The organism is Sphingobium sp. BS19 (assembly GCF_027925545.1).
In the GTDB taxonomy this organism is placed as follows: Bacteria; Pseudomonadota; Alphaproteobacteria; order Sphingomonadales; family Sphingomonadaceae; genus Sphingobium.
This window is the reverse complement of record NZ_BSEF01000003.1, coordinates 33993-51163: the sequence shown is the minus strand read 5'-3', so window position 1 is coordinate 51163 and position 17171 is coordinate 33993. Positions and strand designations below refer to the sequence as shown.

Genomic DNA, 17171 nt, shown 5'->3' with positions numbered 1-17171 from the left:
CAATGATCCGGCGTGACGAATGGACGTTTTTGCCCGAGCGTGTAGAAGGATGCCGATGCCACATATTCTGATTTTCGGGCTGGGTTACACGACCGCCCGCCTTGCGGCGCGCTTGCGGAACGACGGCTGGCGCGTAACGGCAACCCGCCGCAGCGCAACGGACGAAGCCATCGCATTTACCGATACGGACGCCGTCCGCGCCACCATCGCCACGGCCAGCCATATCCTGTCCTCGGTCCCGCCGGGGGACGATGGCGCCGATCCTGTCCTGGCGGCCTATGGTGCGGATATCGTAACCAGCCCGGCGCGCTGGATCGGCTATCTGTCCGCGACGGGCGTGTATGGCGATACAGGCGGCGCGTGGGTGGATGAGACGGCCCCCATCGGTCATGGTCGCCGTGGCGCGCGCGCCGACGCGGACATGGCGTGGAGCAACCTGCGCGACGATGTGCGGATATTCCGGCTGCCCGGCATATACGGGCCGGGACGCTCGGCCATCGACCGGCTGATCGACGGACGCGCGCGGCGCATCGACTTGCCCGGACAGGTGTTCAGCCGGGTGCATGTCGACGATATCGTCAGCGGCGTAATTGCCGGGTTCGATGGGCCTGCCGGTGCCTACAACCTGTCCGACGATCTGCCCTGCAGCCAGAACCGCGTGATCGAAGCGGCCAGCGCCCTGAGCGGACTTCCCCTGCCCCCCCTGCAGTCCCTTGAAGAGGCCCAGCTCAGCCCGATGGGCCGCGCCTTTTACAGCGAGAACCGCCGGATCGCCAATGGCAAGGCCAAGCGCGTCCTGAAATGGACACCGCAGTTTCCGACTTATCGCGAGGGTTTGGCGCGCATCGCGATGACCATGCCCGCAACCGACAGCAACGCGCCGACCACCGCCAGCGTGGACCAGCGATAACCTTCGAACAGAGTCGACAGCAGCATCGCGATGACGGGCGTCAGTACCCCGGTATAAGCGGCACGTCCCGCGCCGATCTGTTGGATCAGTCGGAAATAGAGCGGGAAGGTCACGACCGATCCCGCCACCGCGAGATAGGCGATCCCCGCGATGTAACCGAGGCGCGTGTCGAACACCGGCGGCCCCGCAACGATCCACGCCAACGCCGAGTCCATCAGCCCACCCAGCAGCATCGCCCAGGCAAGCACGCTGATGATCGGCAGGCGACGTGCGATGGGTGCCCCCTGCATTACGTTCGACACCGATGCCGCCATAAGGCCGCAAAAACACAGGGCGATCCCTTCCAGCACCGCGCCGGGCGCAACATCGGCATAGCGATATTCGCGCAGGAACAGCAAAACGACGCCCGTCACTGCAATGACCGAACCGATGATGAAATTGCGGCTGACCGGCTGGCGGAAGGTCAACCACGCGAGCAAGCTGTTGGGGATCAGCAGCAGCGCATAGAACACCGCCACCACGCCCGACGTCAGCACCATTTCGGCGCGATAGACGAAGTTGAAGTTGAGCATGAACTGGCTCGCACCCAGGCACGCGGCAAAGGCGATGCCCCGTCCCCCGATCCACAGCGACAGCCCTCGCGCTCGCGCCAGAATCGCCATCGCGACGCTGGCCAGCAGAAACCGATAGGCCACCGACCAGCTTGCCGGAACGGCGCTCACCTGATCGCGGATCACCAGCCAGGTCGATCCCCAGATCACCGTCACGATGATGAAGGGGACCAGCACCCCCGGCGTCAGCAGCGAAGGGCCGTGGTCGCGTGATGGGTGCGCAGCCTCCGTCACAGCGCGGCGATGGCGTCGGCTAATGGCTGCACGTCATCCGCTGTATGATGCCAGCTCGTGACAAGCCGTGCCGCGCCAGCGCCCCAATCGTAAAAGTCGAAGCCTTGCGCGCGCAGGATCGCCGCTTCCTCCGCCGTTACGCGAATGAAAACTTCATTGGCTTCGACCGGATGCAGGCAGCGCCCGCCCGCTGCATTGCCGATGATCGTCGCGGCGGCGTTGGCGGCGCGCGCGTTGGACAGCCACAGATCGCCTTCCAGCATCGCCAGCAACTGCGCGGCGAGATAGCGCCCTTTGGACAGCAGATGCCCGGCCCGCTTGCGACGGCGCAGCGTATCGGCAGCCAGCGTGGGATCGAAGAACACCAGCGCCTCGGCCATCATCCCGCCATTCTTGACGAAGCCGAAGGACAAGGCATCGACACCTGCCCGCCAGCTCAGATCGGCGGGATGGCATCCCAGCGAGGCCACCGCATTGGCAAAGCGCGCGCCGTCCATGTGGAAGCCCAATTTATGCTCTCGGCACAAGGCACCCAATGCCGCGACTTCATCGGGCGTATAGACCCGGCCATATTCCGTCGCATTGGTAATCGTCAGCGCATGCGGCTGCACCTGATGCACATCGTTGCGAATGGTCGCGAGATGTGCGCGCAGGGCGTCCGGCGCAATCTTCGCCCCGTCGCCGGGCAAGGTCATCAGCTTCGCGCCATGCGTATAGAACTCCGGCGCGCCGCCTTCATCGGTTTCGACATGCGCGTCCTGATGACACAGCACCCCGCCAAAGGGTGGGCATAACGCCGCCAGCGCAAGGCAGTTGGCCGCTGTCCCGGTGGTCACCCACATTACCGAGACCGGCGTTTCGAACAGATCGGCAAACGCGCCGTCCAGCCGCGCACTCCACCTGTCGCCATCATAAGCGGCATCGACATGGTCGGCCTGCGCCAGTGCCGCAAGCACTTGCGGAGACACAGGGGCGGCATTGTCGGAGAAAAATCGCATGCCCGCATCCATGCGTTGTGCCGCAATCGCGGTCAACCGATTGGCGCGTCTCAGCCGCCTGCGCCGCGTCGGTCGTGGACCGATTTTTTGCCCGTTCGACCGCATCGCCGCCAAATCGTCATGAACATCGCATTAATGATGCAGCACAGCGAACACTTCACAGATTGGAGCTAATTATGGGGCATCCCCTGATTTTGGAACCCAAGCATTATGTATTATGCCGCCAATAATACCGAGTTGAAAATCAGTAATGGTGCAACCAACTGGATGCCGACTCATAAACCGGGAACAATTCTCGGCACCAAATATGCCGATGTGTTCTATGCACTGGCTGGCGACAAGATGTCAGGCGGTCTGGGCGATGACCATTATTACGTGTGGAACAGCTCCTATTCTATCACGGAATATGCAGGTCAGGGCATAGATACTGTCTACAGCTATGCCTACACCCCCATCACGTTGTCGGCGAATGTCGAAAATCTGGTGCTGGCGGGGCCAGGTTCCACCATGGGTTTCGGCAACAGCCTAAACAACATAATAACCGCGGGAACCGTCGGCGCCTATATCAATGGCGGCATCGGCAGCGATGTTCTGGTCGGCGGCAAGGGGCTCGACACCTTCGTCATCAATGCTGGTGAAGGCTCTGACGCCATCTATAACTTCACGTCGGGCCAGGATCTGATCCGCCTGGACGGTTTCAAGATCGGCGGCTTTACCCAGCTGCTGTCCCACGCGACGCAAGAGGGCAACGCCGTCAAGTTCTCGCTGGGCAATGGCGAAACGCTCATTGTGAACGACGCCACCATCGCGTCGTTCAAAGCGACGGACTTCTCTTTCCTCAACGACAGCGCGGTCGTCATCGATGCACCGAACGCCGCGCCGTTGGCCGGGCAGAAGACGCTGTCGGGCACCCATGCGGGGCAAACCAACAACGGCTGGTACGCCATCAACAATGTGTGGAATGCCGACCATCTGAAATATGGCACCGATTACACCAACAGCGTTTCGTACACGAAGAACGACCTGTCGACCGGCACGACCTTCAACTGGTCGTTCCCGACGCTGGACCTGAAGCCCGGAACGGCTGGCAGCATATTGGCCTATCCCGACCTGCTCTTCGGCGCGTCGCCTTTCTCCGGCGGCACCAATCCCGGCGACACAGCGCAGGTCTTCCCGGTCCAGCTCAGCCAGTTGAACGGGCTGAAGGCGAATTTCGATGTGGGCTATGGCGGTGACACGGCAGGCTTCAACGTGGCCTTCGATATCTGGCTGACCAGCAAGCCGGGCGGCGACGCAACGACGGTCACCAACGAAATCATGGTCTGGCTGCATCAGGGCGATTTCGAAGCATTCGGCGAGCGGATCGGCACCTATGTGGACGGCGATTTCGTCGGTACGATCTACCGCGCCCCCGGAACGCACTACACCGCTATCGTCGCCAACAGCGACACGCCGGTCGGTACGCTCGATTTCGTCAAGCTGTTCGCTACGCTGACCGACCTGGGTATCGTCAATCAGAACGAATATCTCGCCATGTCTCAACTGGGTGCAGAGGTCGTGTCCGGCACGGGTTCGCTGACGATCAACCAACTGACCTATGATGTGCAGACCAAGAACGCCGACGGCACTATCGAAGTCCAGCATGTCACGGGCGCAGGCACCACGACGCAGATCATCGATCCGGTTGCGACGGTCGATGGCACCAACGGCGACGACACGCTCTATGCAACGGCGACAAAATCGGTGCTGCATGGACTGGACGGCAATGACACGCTGATCGCGATTTCGGGCGACAACACGCTGCACGGCGGCAAGGGCCATGACAGCTATGTCCTGCATTCCGCGCAGGACAAGGTCGTCGAGCTGGCCGGTGAAGGCATCGACACCGTGAAGGCCGGGTTCAGCTACACCCTGACCGATCATGTCGAAAACCTCGTGCTGACCGGCACGGCCGCCATCAACGGTATCGGCAATGCGCTCGACAACGCGATCACCGGCAACGGTGCGGCGAACGTTCTGAATGGCGGCGAGGGCGACGACCGGCTGACCGGTGGCGCAGGCGCGGACACGCTGATCGGCGGCGACGGGTTCGACTTCGCCGCTTATGGCACCGCCACGCAGGGCGTGAAGGTCGACATGATCGCCACGAGCCTGAACACTGGCGACGCCAAAGGCGACAGCTATAGCTCTGTCGAAGGCCTCATCGGTTCCGAGTTCGGCGACTGGATTGCGGCGGACCACAGCGCCAACACGCTGATCGGCGGCGCAGGCGACGATTATTTGTCGGCACGGAGCGGCAACGACATTCTGAACGGCGGCGTCGGCAATGACAAGCTGAACGGCGGCTGGGGTCAGGATATCTTCCAGTTCGAAGCGGGCGGCGGTCGCGACGTGATCGAGGATTTCAACTGGGCCGGGCAACACGATACGATCAGCCTCGACAAGGCGCTGGGCGTATCCAGCTATGCCGATGTCATGGCACACGCCAAGCAAGTCGCGCACAACACCGTCATCACCTTCGATACCGGGGATTCGCTGCTGCTCTACAACACGCAGTTGAAGACCCTTGCAGTGGACGATTTCGCCTTTTTCACCTGACCGACAGTCGTCGATGCGGCGGTAAAACGGGCTGATGCGTTGTTTTGCCGTCGCGTTGACAAGAAATATTTAGCGATTACCCTGCTATTAAGGATATTCGGTAGGCATGGGAGGACGGCCCAGCCTCATTGCGGATATACCGTTCCAGGGCACATCGTACATGTTTCAAGGACTGACAGTTGGGGCCAGTCTCGCCTCTGACCGGTTTTCGAACCTGCCTGCACTGACGGGGCTGCACCCATGACGGCGCTGACGACAGCGTCGCCACCCACCGTCGAAGGCACCGGGTCGGACCTGATGACAGCCGTGCGGCGATACCGCGCCGCGTGGATCACCGTCGGTTTCTTAAGCGCCGTGCTAAGCGTCCTGCAACTGAGCGGCGCGCTCTACATGATGCTGGTCTATGACTCGGTCCTGCCCAGCCGCAGCATCCCCACCCTGATCGGCCTGCTGATCCTGTTGGTCGGCATGTATGCATTTCAGGGCGTGTTCGACACGATGCGCACCCGCATATTGGGCGACATCGCGTCGGCGATGGACCGCGAATGGTCGCCGCGCGTGCAACGGGCGATTTCCGACGCGGCGCTGCGTGGCCACGCTATGCCCGGCGACGGTCTGACGCCGATGCGCGACCTGGAAAACATCCGCACCTTCATGTCCGGTTCCGGCCCCGGCACGATCATGGACCTGCCGTGGATCCTGTTCTTCCTCGGAATCCTGTTCCTGCTGCACGTCTGGATCGGCGTCACGGCGCTGATCGGCGCGATCTTGCTGCTGGGCCTCACGGTCCTGACCGACCGCGCGATAAAGGCGCCCGCTGCCAAGCTCAGCCAGGTCGCGGCCTATCGCAATGGCATGGCCGAAACCAACCTTCGCCATGTCGAACTGCTCACCGCACTCGGGATGCGCGGCCGGATGGAAGAACGGTGGCAGAATATCAACCGCATGTTCCTGTCCGCGCAGAGCAGCCTTGCACGCTCGACCGGGGTGTTGGGCGGTCTCAGCCGTCTGGGTCGCCTGTTCCTGCAATCGGCGATCCTGACCGTTGGCGCGCTGCTGGTCATCGACGGCAAGGCCAGCGGCGGCGTGATTTTCGCGTCCTCCATCCTGTCCGCGCGCGCACTGGCGCCGATCGATCAGGCGATTGCCAACTGGCGCGCATTCGCTGCGGCAAAGATCGGCTGGCGACGGCTGTCCAGATTGCTGCACGACATCCCCGTCGAGCCGGAACGCCAGACATTGCTGCCCGCACCGACCATGCGGCTGGACGTGCAGAGCCTGTTCGTTGCCCCGCCGGGTACGCAGAAGCTGACTGTGCAGGGCGTCGATTTCACGCTGGAAGCCGGTCAGGCGCTGGCCGTCATCGGGCCAAGCGCGGCGGGAAAATCCTCGCTGGCACGCGCCCTCGTCGGCGCGTGGCGTCCTGCGCGCGGTGCCGTGCGGCTGGACGGCGCGACGCTCGATCAGTGGCCGTCCGACATATTGGGCCGGTCGATCGGTTATATGCCGCAGATGGTCGAGCTGTTCGAAGGCAGTATCGCCGACAACATCTCCCGCTTCATGCCCGGCCAGAATTCCGATGCCATCATCTCTGCGGCAAAGGCAGCGGGCGTGCATGACATGATCGTCGCCATGCCGCTGGGCTATCAGACGCCGGTGGGGCATGACGGCGCCAGCCTCTCCGCCGGACAACGGCAACGCATTGGCCTTGCCCGCGCGCTGTACGGCGATCCGTTCCTCGTGCTGCTCGACGAGCCCAATTCCAATCTGGATGGCGCAGGTGAGCGGGCGCTGAGCGCTGCCATCCTCTCCGTCCGCGCGCGGGGCGGCATCGCCATCGTCGTGGCGCATCGCCCCTCGGCGCTTGCCGCCGTCAATCTGGTGCTGGTGATGCGCGACGGTCGTGCCGACGGCTTCGGACCGCGCGACGAGATATTGGAGAAATTCGTGAAGCTGCCTTCGCCGCCCTCCCCGACCTCGCCCGATTCCTCCGCTCAGCAGCAGGCTGCCTGACATGACCGAACACGCCCTTGCCCTGTTGCCGCAGAGCGCGGCAGCCCCCTTCGAACCCGAAGCGCGCCTCAATGGCACGCTGAAAACCGCGGTCGGCCTGATGGCGTTGCTCGTCTTCGGGATCGGTGGCGCAGCGGCGCTCATTCCCATCGGCGGCGCCATCGTCGCCAGCGGGCAATTGGGCGTCGAATCGCACGTGAAGCAGATTACGCATCCGACCGGCGGCACCGTCGCGCAAATTCTGGTGCAAAATGGCCAGCATGTCCGCAAGGGCCAGTTGCTGATGCGGCTGGACGACAAGGTGCTCGGCACCGACGCGGAGCTTTCTGCGCTCTCCGTCGATCAGTTGACGGCGCAGCGCGCGCGGCTGGAGGCCGAACGGCTGGGCGATAGCAGCATTCGCTTTCCCGAAGCGCTGGTGAAACGCACCGACTTCAGCGCGAAGAGCGCCATGGCCGACGAGCAGAAGCTGTTCGCCATTCGCCGGTCGGAAGGCTCCGGCCTCTCCGCGCAACTGCAATCGCGCATCGGCCAATATGGTCAGGAAATCGCCGGATACCGCGCGCAAATCGCCGCGCTGCAAAAGCAGGCCGTGCTGATCAAGCCCGAGCTGGAGGGCGTCCGCGAACTCTACGGCAAGAAGCTGGTGACGCTCAATCGCGTCAACCAACTGGAACGCACCTCGGTCGACCTGAGCGGCAGCGTCGGCGCGCTCAATGCCCAGATCGCCCAGACGATGGCGAAAATCGCCGAAACGCGGCAGCAGATCATCCAGATCTCAGAGACGCGCCGTTCCGACGCGGGCGTTCAGCTTGCCGAGATCAACTCCGCCCTCAATCAGCAGCAGTCGCGCAGCGTGTCGGCGATGGACGCACAAAGCCGCACGATGATCCGCGCGCCGTATTCGGGCGTAGTGGACAAGCTGTCCGCCGCCACCATCGGCGGCGTGATCCGCCCCGCCGACGTGATCATGGAAATCGTGCCCGATCAGGATCGCCTGCTGGTCGAAGGCGCTGTCAATCCTGCCGATATAGACCGCGTCCATGCCGGTCAGGTCGCGCGCATCCGCCTGACCTCGGCCAACGCCACGGCAACGCCCGAACTGCAGGGCAAGGTGGTGTTCGTCGCCGCCGAGCGGACCGTCGATCCGTCAGGACAGCGCAGCTATTTCCCGGTTCGCGTGGAAATCGACGCGCGCGAAGCCGCAAAGAACAACGGCGTGAAGATGAAGGCCGGGATGCCCGCCGAAATCTTCATGGAAAGCGGCAGCCGCACGATGCTGTCCTATCTGACCAAGCCGCTACGCGACCAGATCCAGCGCGCTTTCCGCGATAATTAATATACGGATTTAGACGTTCGCGGGATTGAAACGGCGGCCATGCTGGACGTGTTTGGCGCGTATAGCCTGTGAACCGTTCCCCCGCGAAAGCGGGGGTCCAGGGCAACAAGGCGCTACATGCCCCACACTGGACCCCTGCTTTCGCAGGGGAACGGTGGGGGGTCATAGCTAATGGGCATAAGAGCGAAAGCCTTACTTCCCCTTCTTCATCGCCTGCACGGCGGCCAGCGTGTTCTTCACATGCGCGGCATAGCTCATTTCGCTGTGCACATAGGCAATGCGGCCCGTGGGGGCGATCACATAGGATGTCCGGTTGGACAACGTCGTGCGCTGCGGCAGGACGACGTCATAGCCTGAGATCACAGCCGGACCGGCAGACGCCACGGTGAACTTGTTACGGCATTCCTCGACCGAGAATTTGGCGAGCTTGTCCACCGGGTCCGCCGACATGCCGATCACCGTCGCCCCGGCTTTCTTGAACGCATCGGTCGCATCGGCAAATTCGCGCGCTTCGGCTGTGCAACCCGGCGTAAAGGCAGCGGGGAAGAAATAGAGCACCACGGGCCCCTTCTTCAGCTCGTCCGCCAGATGGATCTGCCGCACCTTACCGGCGAGCGCACCGCGCGTCGTGAAGTCAGGCGCCTTGGCACCCACGGCCAACGCGGCATTGGCGGCGGCAGGCGCGAAGGCCAGAGCAGTCGCAGCGATCAGGGAAAGGCATAATTTCATCGGTACACTCCTAAAGGGCGCGGGTCGGGGGTTCCCACAGTTCGATGGCATTGTCTTCAGGGTCATGAATACGGGCAAAACGCCCGACATCGGGATGATCCCAATCGGCATTGGTGATGATCGCAATTCCCGCCTCACGCAAGCGCGCGAGCATCCCGTCCAGGTCGGCAACACGGAAATTGATCATGAACGCCTTGTCCGCCGCGAAATAATCGGTGTCGGCCTTGAACGGCGCGAATATCATCGGTCCACCCTGAGTGATCCATGCCCATTCGTCGGCCGTCTGATCGGGATCGGTAACGCAGCCCGCGCCGATGCCCAGATGCGCCTTGTACCAGGCCGACAGCGCATCGGGATCTTTCGCCCGAAAGAACAGCCCACCCATTCCCAGAACCGGCATCGTCCTTCTCCTATGGATGGCCGTAGGCGAGTCGCGCCGCCACAGCGCATGACAATCCAACCTTATCATACCCCACAAAGCCCGCTAGAGCACAGCGATGCTCAGCCGCCTCACCGTCAGCGACTTTCGCAACCATGAGGATGCCTTGATCGTCCCGGCGCATCCGTTCGTGGTGCTCACGGGGGAAAATGGCGCAGGCAAGACCAACGTATTGGAGGCTATCTCGCTGCTCGCGCCGGGACGCGGCCTGCGCGGCGCGGCGTTGCGCGACATGGCGCGGCAAGGGGGCAGCGGCGGCTTCGGCATCGCGGCGCAGGTCGACGATGTCACCATCGGCACCGGAACCCTGCCCGGCGCGCCCGACCGGCGCACCGTGCGGATCGGCGGCAGCCCCAGCGCCGCGACTGCGCTGGCCGAGCGTCTCTCCGTCCTGTGGCTCACCCCCGCCATGGATCGCCTGTTCGCCGAAAGCCCGGGCGGGCGGCGGCGGTTTCTCGACCGGCTGACGCTTGCGCTGCATCCCGGCCATGCGACCCACAGCACCCGCTACGAAGCGGCGATGCGCAGCCGCAACAGCCTGCTCGCCGACGCCCGCGCCCCCGATCCGGCATGGCTGTCCGCGCTGGAAAGCCAGATGGAGGTCCATGGCACGGCGCTGACCGAGGCCCGAACCGACACCGTCGCGGCATTGGCGCAGACGCTGCTGACCCAGCCCGATGGCCCGTTCGCGCGGCCCCTACTCACGTTGGAAGGCTGGAGCGGAAACGACGTGCCGCTTTCCGACCAACTGCGCGAAGGACGCAGGCGCGACGCTGCCGCCGGACGCACCCTCACCGGCCCGCATCGCACCGACCTGCTTGTCATCCACGCGGCGAAGGATCAGCCCGCCGCGCTCTGTTCCACCGGCGAGCAAAAGGCGTTGCTGCTTTCGATCATATTGGCCCATGCCGCGCTGGTATCGGACCGCGCCGGTCATCCGCCGGTCCTGCTGCTGGACGAAGTCGCCGCCCATCTCGACCCTTCACGCCGCCTTGCCCTGTTCGATCGGCTGGCCGCCACGGGCGGGCAAGTGTGGATGACCGGCACGGAATCCGCGCTGTTCGAAGGGCTGCCGGACGCCACCCGGCTGCATGTCGAAGCGGGCCACATAGCCCGCGTCTGAAATGTTCCCCTCAATTGAACGCAGGATGAACGGTGCACCCTGCCCTCGCAACGTTTTGCCGCAGTGCGGTAGCGGACGAACCGAGGATCGCCTTTAACCCCCTCAAGCCAAAGCGAGGGGTCGCAAAAGATAATGCAAGCTATAGTTCGGGCGCTCTTTGCGCTGGTCGTGTCGCTCGGCCTTATTTCAGCGAACACATCGGCCATGGCAGGCACCTTGCAGTGCGCACCCTATGCCCGTCAGATTTCCGGCATTCAGCTTTTCGGTCGCGCAGCAGACTGGTGGCAGCAGGCAGAAGGTCAATATGATCGCGGCCAGCAGCCCCGCGTAGGCGCAGTCCTGTCCTTCTCGTCCAGCCGTTCGATGCCCGCCGGTCACGTCGCCATGGTCAGCCGCGTCGTATCCGAGCGCGAAGTTCTCCTCACCCACGCCAACTGGTCCTATCGCGGCGGCATCGAACATGATGTCCGCGCCGTCGACGTGTCGCCTAACAATGACTGGAGCGACGTAAAGGTCTGGTACGGCCCGATCGGTAACCTCGGCAAGCGGTCCAATGCCGCACGCGGTTTCATCTACCCGTCGAAATCGACGCTTTCCGAGAAGCCGGTACAGATCGCCGCTCTCGACATCGCGCGCTCGCGCTAAGCCGCCAAACGTCCTTAACCCGTTGCTAGGCATTCGCTGCCTATACTCGTTCCCGTTCAAAGCGTTACGGATTCGGGATCACAGGCATGGGACGATTTCAGGGCAAGATCGCGGCATGGCTGCTCGCTTCCGGCCTCGCCCTTTCCATAACGATGCCGCTACGCGCCGCCGATATCCTGCAATGCGTGCCTTATGCCCGTGTCGTCTCCGGCGTGTCGCTTTATGGCGACGCATGGACATGGTGGGATCAGGCCGCCGGACGCTATGATCGCGGCCACCGTCCGCGCAAAGGGGCGGTGCTGGCATTCCAGCCCTTCGGCCCTATGCAACTAGGCCATGTCGCCGTCGTCAGTGCGATCCTGTCATCCCGCGAGATTCTGATACGCCACGCCAACTGGTCGTCCCCCGGCGCCATCGAGGAAGACGTCCGCGCCATCGACGTGTCCGAAGACGGCGACTGGAGCGAAGTCCGCGTATGGCACAGCCCGACCGGCCAGATGGGCGCGCGCATCAATCCCACCTTCGGATTCATTTATGGCGAAGGCGCGCGGCTGCATCCGTTCAACGGCATGAGCGGCACGCGTCTCACGCAAAACGTCGCTTACGATAAAGCCGATGGCGACGACATCGAAGAGGCCGCTCCCGCGCGCAAAAAGCCCCCGCGCCTCGCTTATGCCGATGTCACCCGCAGCGACGATGTCCGCACACTCGCCGACATTATCCGCGACGTGAAACGCACCGCCAAGATCAAGTAAGCGTTACTCGGCGGTGGGGTCCGCATCTTCGGCGGGATTTTCGTACCAAGCCTCGACGGGGCCGGACAGCTTGATGGTCAGCGGCTGGCCGTGGCGATCCTTGGTCTTGCCGGCGGCAACGCGAATCCAGCCTTCCGAAATGCTGTATTCTTCCACGTCATTGCGCACGCGGTCCTTGAAGCGGATGCCGATGCCGCGCTGAAGCACGTCCATGTCGAAATGCGGGCTGCGCGGATTGGTCGACAGGCGGTCGGGCGGCGTATCGCCAATCGGCGCATCCGTTTCAGGAACTGGGGTTTCTGGCGTATCGGTCATTGTCATATCCTGCTGGAAAGCCGTGCGCCTAACCCCGGACGGGCCACGGCGTCAACCGTCACGCCCGCACTTCGCCCACCACACCGGCGCTGTTGTGCCGCAAAGCGGTCAGCACCGTATGCACGATGCCGTCGGCATCCAGCCCCGCGTCGGCATATTGCTTTTCCGGCTTGTCCTGATCCTGAAAGAGATCCGGCAGACGCAGCGTGCGGATTTTGAGCCCCGCATCGGTCAGACCCAGATCGCTCGCCAGCGTCAGCACATGCGCGCCCAGACCGCCGACCGAGCCTTCCTCCACCGTCACCGCCACATCATGCGTGGACAGCAGCTTGCGGATCATCTCCTGATCCAGCGGCTTGGCAAAGCGCAGATCGGCCACGGTCGTGGACAGGCCCTTGGCCTCCAGCGCATCCGCCGCTTTCAGCGCTTCCTCCAGCCGCGTGCCCAGCGACAATATCGCAACCTTATGCCCCTGCCGCACGATCCGGCCCTTGCCGATCTCCAGCAGTTCGGGCGTTTCGGGCAACGCAACGCCGGTGCCATTGCCGCGCGGATACCGCACTGCAATCGGCCCGCTGTCATGCTGCGCGCAGGTATGCACCATGTGCACCAGTTCGGCCTCGTCCGCCGCCGCCATCACCACGAAATTGGGGAGCGTCGCCAGATAGGTCACGTCGAAGCTGCCCGCATGGGTGCTGCCGTCCGCGCCCACCAGACCGGCGCGGTCGATGGCAAAGCGCACCGGCAGATTCTGAATCGCCACATCGTGCACGACCTGATCGTAGGCGCGCTGCAGGAATGTCGAGTAGATCGCACAGAACGGCCGCATCCCCTGCGCCGCAAGGCCTGCCGCGAACGTCACCGCATGTTGCTCCGCAATACCCACGTCGAATGTGCGGTCGGGGAACAGCTCCTGAAACTTGTCCAGCCCCGTACCAGCCGGCATCGCCGCCGTAATCGCGCATACCCGGCTGTCCTTCTGCGCTTCGGCAATCAGCGCCTTGGCAAATACGCCAGTATAGCTGGGCGGTCCCGGCGGGGCCTTCGCCTGCGCGCCGGTGACGACGTCAAATTTCTGGACGCCGTGATATTTATCGCTGGCCGCTTCGGCAGGGCCATAGCCTTTGCCCTTCTTGGTCACGACATGGACCAGAATCGGGCCCTCCTCGGCATCGCGGACATTTTCGAGGACGGGGATCAACTGGTCCAGATTATGCCCGTCGATGGGACCGACATAATAAAAGCCCAATTCCTCGAACAGCGTACCGCCCATCGCCATGCCGCGCGCAAATTCGTCGGTCTTCTTCGCGGCCTTCTGCAGCGGCAGGGGCAATCTGCGCGCGACGCGCTTCAACGCATCGCGCACCGACAGGAATTCACGGCTCGAAACGATCCGCGCCAGATAGGCCGACAGACCGCCGACCGGCGGCGCAATCGACATGTCGTTGTCGTTCAGGATCACGACCAGCCGGTTACCTGCTTCGCGCGCGTTATTCATCGCTTCATAGGCCATGCCCGCCGACATCGCGCCGTCGCCGATCACGGCAATGCCCTTGCCCGGCGTGCCTTTCAGCTTGTTGGCAATCGCAAAGCCCAAAGCCGCGCTGATCGAAGTCGAACTGTGCGCCGCACCAAACGGATCATATTCGCTTTCCGAACGCTTGGTGAAGCCCGACAGGCCGCCGCCCGCGCGCAGTGTACGGATGCGGTCGCGACGCCCCGTCAGCACCTTGTGCGGATAGCATTGATGCCCCACGTCCCAAACCAGCCGGTCGTTGGGCGTGTCGAATACATAATGGATCGCCGTGGTCAGCTCGACCACGCCCAGTCCGGACCCCAGATGGCCACCGGTCACACCGACAGCCGAAATCACTTCCTGCCGCAACTCGTCGGCCAGTTGGGAAAGCTGTTCGGGTTCCAGTTTACGCAGGTCGGCAGGCAGATTAACCTGATCGAGCAACGGGGTAGAGGGGCGTTCTGACATAATGAAGCGTATCTCCTGGCCCCAGCTTAGCCGGTTCCGCTTTTCCTGTCGAATGTCGTAATATTTCAGAAATACAGTTGGTCAGGCCGCACATTTGGCGCAGGTGCCCAGCACCTCGATCACCGGACGTTCGGCGATGAACCCTTCATTGGCCGCGCGTTTGCGCACGTTGCCGGTCAGCGTGTCGTCATCGACATGCGTCGCTTCGCCACAGGTGCGGCACACCAGAAAGATGCAATCGTGCAGGCAGCCGGGATGCGCGTTGGCGATATAGGCATTCGCGCTTTCCACTCGCATGGCGAGGTTGGACGACACAAACAGGTCGAGAATGCGATAGACGCTGTTCGGCGCCACGCGCTTGCCCCGCGCCTTCGATACGGTGTCGGCAATGTCATAGGCCGACGCCGGTTTTTCTTCCCCCGCCAGCGCCTCGAAAATGGCCGCGCGCATGGGCGTCCACTGTTCGCCGTTACGCTCCAGCGTCGCCTGCGCCTCGCTGGCCAGCGACATGCCGGTGGGTTCGTGGTGATGATGTTGCTGCGCCATCGCTCTTATCTAAGGCGGCGGCAGCATCGCGGCAATAGCCGAAGGCCGCACCCGTCAAGGATGCGGCCTTCGTCATTGTCTCGTCGATCAGGCCGAGGCGTCCGCCATCGCCTGATCCGTGGGTGCCGAGATCGAAGGATTGCGGTCCTTGATCGTGGCCCGCGCCTTGCGGACGCCCGCGCCGTAATCGGGATGCACCTGATCGAACAGCTTGCACTGACGTTCCTCGATGAAGTCCGGAATATCGCCCATCGCCGCAGCGATATTGGCGAACAGCCGTTGCTTCTCCCCATCGTCGAACAGCTCGAACAATGCGCGCGGTTGACCGAAATCGTCATTGCCGTCGCGATGATTATACCGCGCCGCATCGCCGGAAATCTTGAGCGGCGGTTCGAGGAACTTGTTGTCCTCGACCGGACCGCCAAAGCTGTTCGGTTCGTAATAGGCCGCCGGATTGGGATTGTTCGGCGTGAACCGCATCGCCCCATCCTTATGGTAATGGTTCACCGGGCATTTGGGGGCATTGATCGGCAACGCTTCATAATGCGTCCCGATGCGATGGCGATGCGCGTCGGCATAGCTGAAGATACGCGCCTGCAGCATCTTGTCGGGCGAAAAGCCGATGCCCGGCACGATGTTCGACGGGCTGAACGCCGCCTGCTCGATCTCCGAGAAATAGTTGTCAGCGTTCCGGTTCAGTTCGAACTCGCCAATGTCGATCGGCGGGTAATCGGCATGTGGCCACACCTTCGTCAGATCGAACGGGTTATACGGCGTCTTGTCTGCATCCAGTTCGGGCATGATCTGGACCTGCATCTTCCACTTGGGGAAGTCGCCGGTTTCGATGGCTTCGAACAGATCTTCCTGCGTCGATTCGCGAGTCCGCCCGACGACGCCGGCCGCTTCCTCGTTCGTCCAGTGCTTGTGGCCCTGCATCGTCTTGAAGTGGAACTTGACCCAGAACCGCTCGCCCGCATCGTTAAGCAGGCTGAACGTGTGGCTGCCATAGCCGTTGACGTTGCGCACGCCCACCGGCAGGCCGCGATCCGACATCAGGATCGTCACCTGATGCAGCGATTCCGGCGACAGCGACCAGAAATCCCACATCGCCGTCGGCGAACGCAGATTGGTGCGCGGATGGCGCTTTTGCGTGTGGATGAAGTCAGGGAACTTCACCGGATCGCGCACGAAGAAGACCGGCGTATTGTTGCCGACCAGATCCCAGTTCCCTTCGGGCGTGTAGAATTTCAGCGAAAAGCCGCGCACATCGCGTTCGGCGTCCGCTGCGCCCGCTTCGCCAGCCACCGTCGAAAAGCGCGCGATCATCGGCGTTTCCGCGCCGGGCTGCAGCACCTTCGCTTTTGTATATTTGCTGATGTCGCCGGTAATCCGCAGCGTGCCATGCGCGCCCCAGCCCTTCGCATGGACGACACGCTCAGGGATACGCTCGCGGTTCTGATGCGCCAGCTTTTCGAGGAGCTGATAATCCTGCAGCAGCAGCGGACCGCGCGGACCGGCACTCAGAGAATTCTGGTTGTCGGCAATCGGCGCCCCGGCGCTCGTCGTCATCTGCGGCCCGCCGGATTTGGCTTGATCTGTCATCGCTCGTCTCCTTCAATATCTGAATCTGACCACCGGGATATACCAGCGCCATTCCATCAAAAAATTGATTAATGTGCCCATACTGATCGTTTTAGACGATATGCCTTCGCGGCTTGCACTTTTCACGTATCGGCTTATTACCCCAAACGTCATCTGGGGAGTAGCCAGCCACGGACATTCCGTGGGCCGCGCGTCAACATATTTGGTGGAGACATCATGGTGCGCGGGACAGGATCGATACGGTTCTGTCTGTCGAGACCAATGGCATCGGCTTTCCGTCCCGGTCGGGCGGGAGGGCCGGTGGCATTGCGTTTTCTTCTGCCCGACCCT

15 protein-coding genes and 1 riboswitch are annotated in these 17171 nt (G+C 62.8%); of the genes, 7 read left to right on the top strand and 8 right to left on the bottom strand.

All coding sequences use genetic code 11. The features are described 5' to 3' along the window. Positions 1 to 55: 55 nt before the first annotated feature. On the top strand, positions 56 to 910 hold the full coding sequence (locus QMG56_RS03930) for an SDR family NAD(P)-dependent oxidoreductase (protein WP_281821285.1): 855 nt from the start codon (positions 56 to 58) through the stop codon (positions 908 to 910). Here the strand turns inward: QMG56_RS03930 and QMG56_RS03925 are convergent. Next, positions 823 to 1755 carry a DMT family transporter gene (locus tag QMG56_RS03925; protein WP_281821284.1) on the bottom strand — a complete coding sequence of 311 codons (933 nt, stop codon included), beginning with the start codon at positions 1753 to 1755 and terminating at the stop codon, positions 823 to 825. The genes QMG56_RS03930 and QMG56_RS03925 overlap by 88 nt on opposite strands. Then, entirely contained in the window at positions 1752 to 2753 is a 1002-nt protein-coding gene (locus QMG56_RS03920; protein ID WP_281821283.1) for a low specificity L-threonine aldolase, read from the bottom strand. Before QMG56_RS03920 ends, QMG56_RS03925 begins: the two co-directional genes overlap by 4 nt. Before the next feature lie 267 nt (positions 2754 to 3020). Here QMG56_RS03920 and QMG56_RS03915 point away from each other — a divergent pair, with 267 nt between their 5' ends. The 3 genes from QMG56_RS03915 (at position 3021) to QMG56_RS03905 (ending at position 8703) form a co-directional block, all read left to right on the top strand. Next, positions 3021 to 5351: a hypothetical protein gene (locus QMG56_RS03915; protein WP_281821282.1), complete on the top strand. Its 2331-nt coding sequence runs from the start codon at positions 3021 to 3023 to the stop codon at positions 5349 to 5351. Between the two features lie 240 nt (positions 5352 to 5591). Next, complete coding sequence (locus tag QMG56_RS03910; protein ID WP_281821281.1) at positions 5592 to 7364, top strand: type I secretion system permease/ATPase; 1773 nt, start codon at positions 5592 to 5594, stop codon at positions 7362 to 7364. 1 nt (position 7365) lies between these two features. Next, entirely contained in the window at positions 7366 to 8703 is a 1338-nt protein-coding gene (locus tag QMG56_RS03905; protein WP_281821280.1) for an HlyD family type I secretion periplasmic adaptor subunit, read from the top strand. Between the two features lie 192 nt (positions 8704 to 8895). On the opposite strand, the gene QMG56_RS03900 is transcribed toward QMG56_RS03905, so the two are convergent. Continuing rightward, positions 8896 to 9432, bottom strand: coding sequence for a peroxiredoxin (locus QMG56_RS03900; RefSeq protein ID WP_281821278.1), 537 nt, complete (start codon positions 9430 to 9432; stop codon positions 8896 to 8898). A gap of 10 nt (positions 9433 to 9442) precedes the next feature. Next, the gene (locus QMG56_RS03895; RefSeq protein ID WP_230186613.1) at positions 9443 to 9832 is read right to left on the bottom strand and encodes a VOC family protein; all 390 of its coding nucleotides are present in this window, start codon (positions 9830 to 9832) and stop codon (positions 9443 to 9445) included. A gap of 97 nt (positions 9833 to 9929) precedes the next feature. Between QMG56_RS03895 and recF the strand changes: the two genes are divergently transcribed. The 3 genes from recF (at position 9930) to QMG56_RS03880 (ending at position 12394) form a co-directional block, all read left to right on the top strand. Then, a complete protein-coding gene (gene recF, locus QMG56_RS03890; protein WP_281821277.1) occupies positions 9930 to 10994 on the top strand; it encodes a DNA replication/repair protein RecF in 1065 nt (354 codons plus the stop codon). A 132-nt stretch (positions 10995 to 11126) separates the two neighbouring features. Beyond that, a complete protein-coding gene (locus QMG56_RS03885) occupies positions 11127 to 11639 on the top strand; it encodes a CHAP domain-containing protein (protein ID WP_281821276.1) in 513 nt (170 codons plus the stop codon). 86 nt (positions 11640 to 11725) lie between these two features. Beyond that, positions 11726 to 12394, top strand: a complete 669-nt coding sequence (locus QMG56_RS03880) for a CHAP domain-containing protein (RefSeq protein WP_281821275.1) — start codon at positions 11726 to 11728, stop codon at positions 12392 to 12394. Between the two features lie 3 nt (positions 12395 to 12397). Here the strand turns inward: QMG56_RS03880 and QMG56_RS03875 are convergent, their stop codons facing one another. From QMG56_RS03875 to QMG56_RS03860, 4 genes are all read right to left on the bottom strand, one after another. Beyond that, complete coding sequence (locus tag QMG56_RS03875; protein ID WP_281821458.1) at positions 12398 to 12664, bottom strand: DUF3297 family protein; 267 nt, start codon at positions 12662 to 12664, stop codon at positions 12398 to 12400. Between the two features lie 103 nt (positions 12665 to 12767). Continuing rightward, a complete protein-coding gene (dxs, locus tag QMG56_RS03870) occupies positions 12768 to 14693 on the bottom strand; it encodes a 1-deoxy-D-xylulose-5-phosphate synthase (protein WP_281821274.1) in 1926 nt (641 codons plus the stop codon). An 81-nt stretch (positions 14694 to 14774) separates the two neighbouring features. Then, positions 14775 to 15239 carry a Fur family transcriptional regulator gene (locus tag QMG56_RS03865; protein WP_230186608.1) on the bottom strand — a complete coding sequence of 155 codons (465 nt, stop codon included), beginning with the start codon at positions 15237 to 15239 and terminating at the stop codon, positions 14775 to 14777. A gap of 87 nt (positions 15240 to 15326) precedes the next feature. Further along, positions 15327 to 16841, bottom strand: a complete 1515-nt coding sequence (locus tag QMG56_RS03860; RefSeq protein WP_281821273.1) for a catalase — start codon at positions 16839 to 16841, stop codon at positions 15327 to 15329. Between the two features lie 142 nt (positions 16842 to 16983). Beyond that, a riboswitch (yybP-ykoY riboswitch) is annotated at positions 16984 to 17171 on the top strand.

Coding starts and splice junctions, on each gene's coding strand:
- QMG56_RS03930 (WP_281821285.1), top strand. CDS start 56: ATGCCACATATTCTGATTTTCGGGCTGGGTTACACGACCGCCCGCCTT.
- QMG56_RS03920 (WP_281821283.1), bottom strand. CDS start 2,753: ATGCGATTTTTCTCCGACAATGCCGCCCCTGTGTCTCCGCAAGTGCTT.
- QMG56_RS03915 (WP_281821282.1), top strand. CDS start 3,021: ATGCCGACTCATAAACCGGGAACAATTCTCGGCACCAAATATGCCGAT.
- QMG56_RS03910 (WP_281821281.1), top strand. CDS start 5,592: ATGACGGCGCTGACGACAGCGTCGCCACCCACCGTCGAAGGCACCGGG.
- QMG56_RS03905 (WP_281821280.1), top strand. CDS start 7,366: ATGACCGAACACGCCCTTGCCCTGTTGCCGCAGAGCGCGGCAGCCCCC.
- QMG56_RS03900 (WP_281821278.1), bottom strand. CDS start 9,432: ATGAAATTATGCCTTTCCCTGATCGCTGCGACTGCTCTGGCCTTCGCG.
- QMG56_RS03895 (WP_230186613.1), bottom strand. CDS start 9,832: ATGCCGGTTCTGGGAATGGGTGGGCTGTTCTTTCGGGCGAAAGATCCC.
- recF (WP_281821277.1), top strand. CDS start 9,930: ATGCTCAGCCGCCTCACCGTCAGCGACTTTCGCAACCATGAGGATGCC.
- QMG56_RS03885 (WP_281821276.1), top strand. CDS start 11,127: ATGCAAGCTATAGTTCGGGCGCTCTTTGCGCTGGTCGTGTCGCTCGGC.
- QMG56_RS03880 (WP_281821275.1), top strand. CDS start 11,726: ATGGGACGATTTCAGGGCAAGATCGCGGCATGGCTGCTCGCTTCCGGC.
- dxs (WP_281821274.1), bottom strand. CDS start 14,693: ATGTCAGAACGCCCCTCTACCCCGTTGCTCGATCAGGTTAATCTGCCT.
- QMG56_RS03865 (WP_230186608.1), bottom strand. CDS start 15,239: ATGGCGCAGCAACATCATCACCACGAACCCACCGGCATGTCGCTGGCC.
- QMG56_RS03860 (WP_281821273.1), bottom strand. CDS start 16,841: ATGACAGATCAAGCCAAATCCGGCGGGCCGCAGATGACGACGAGCGCC.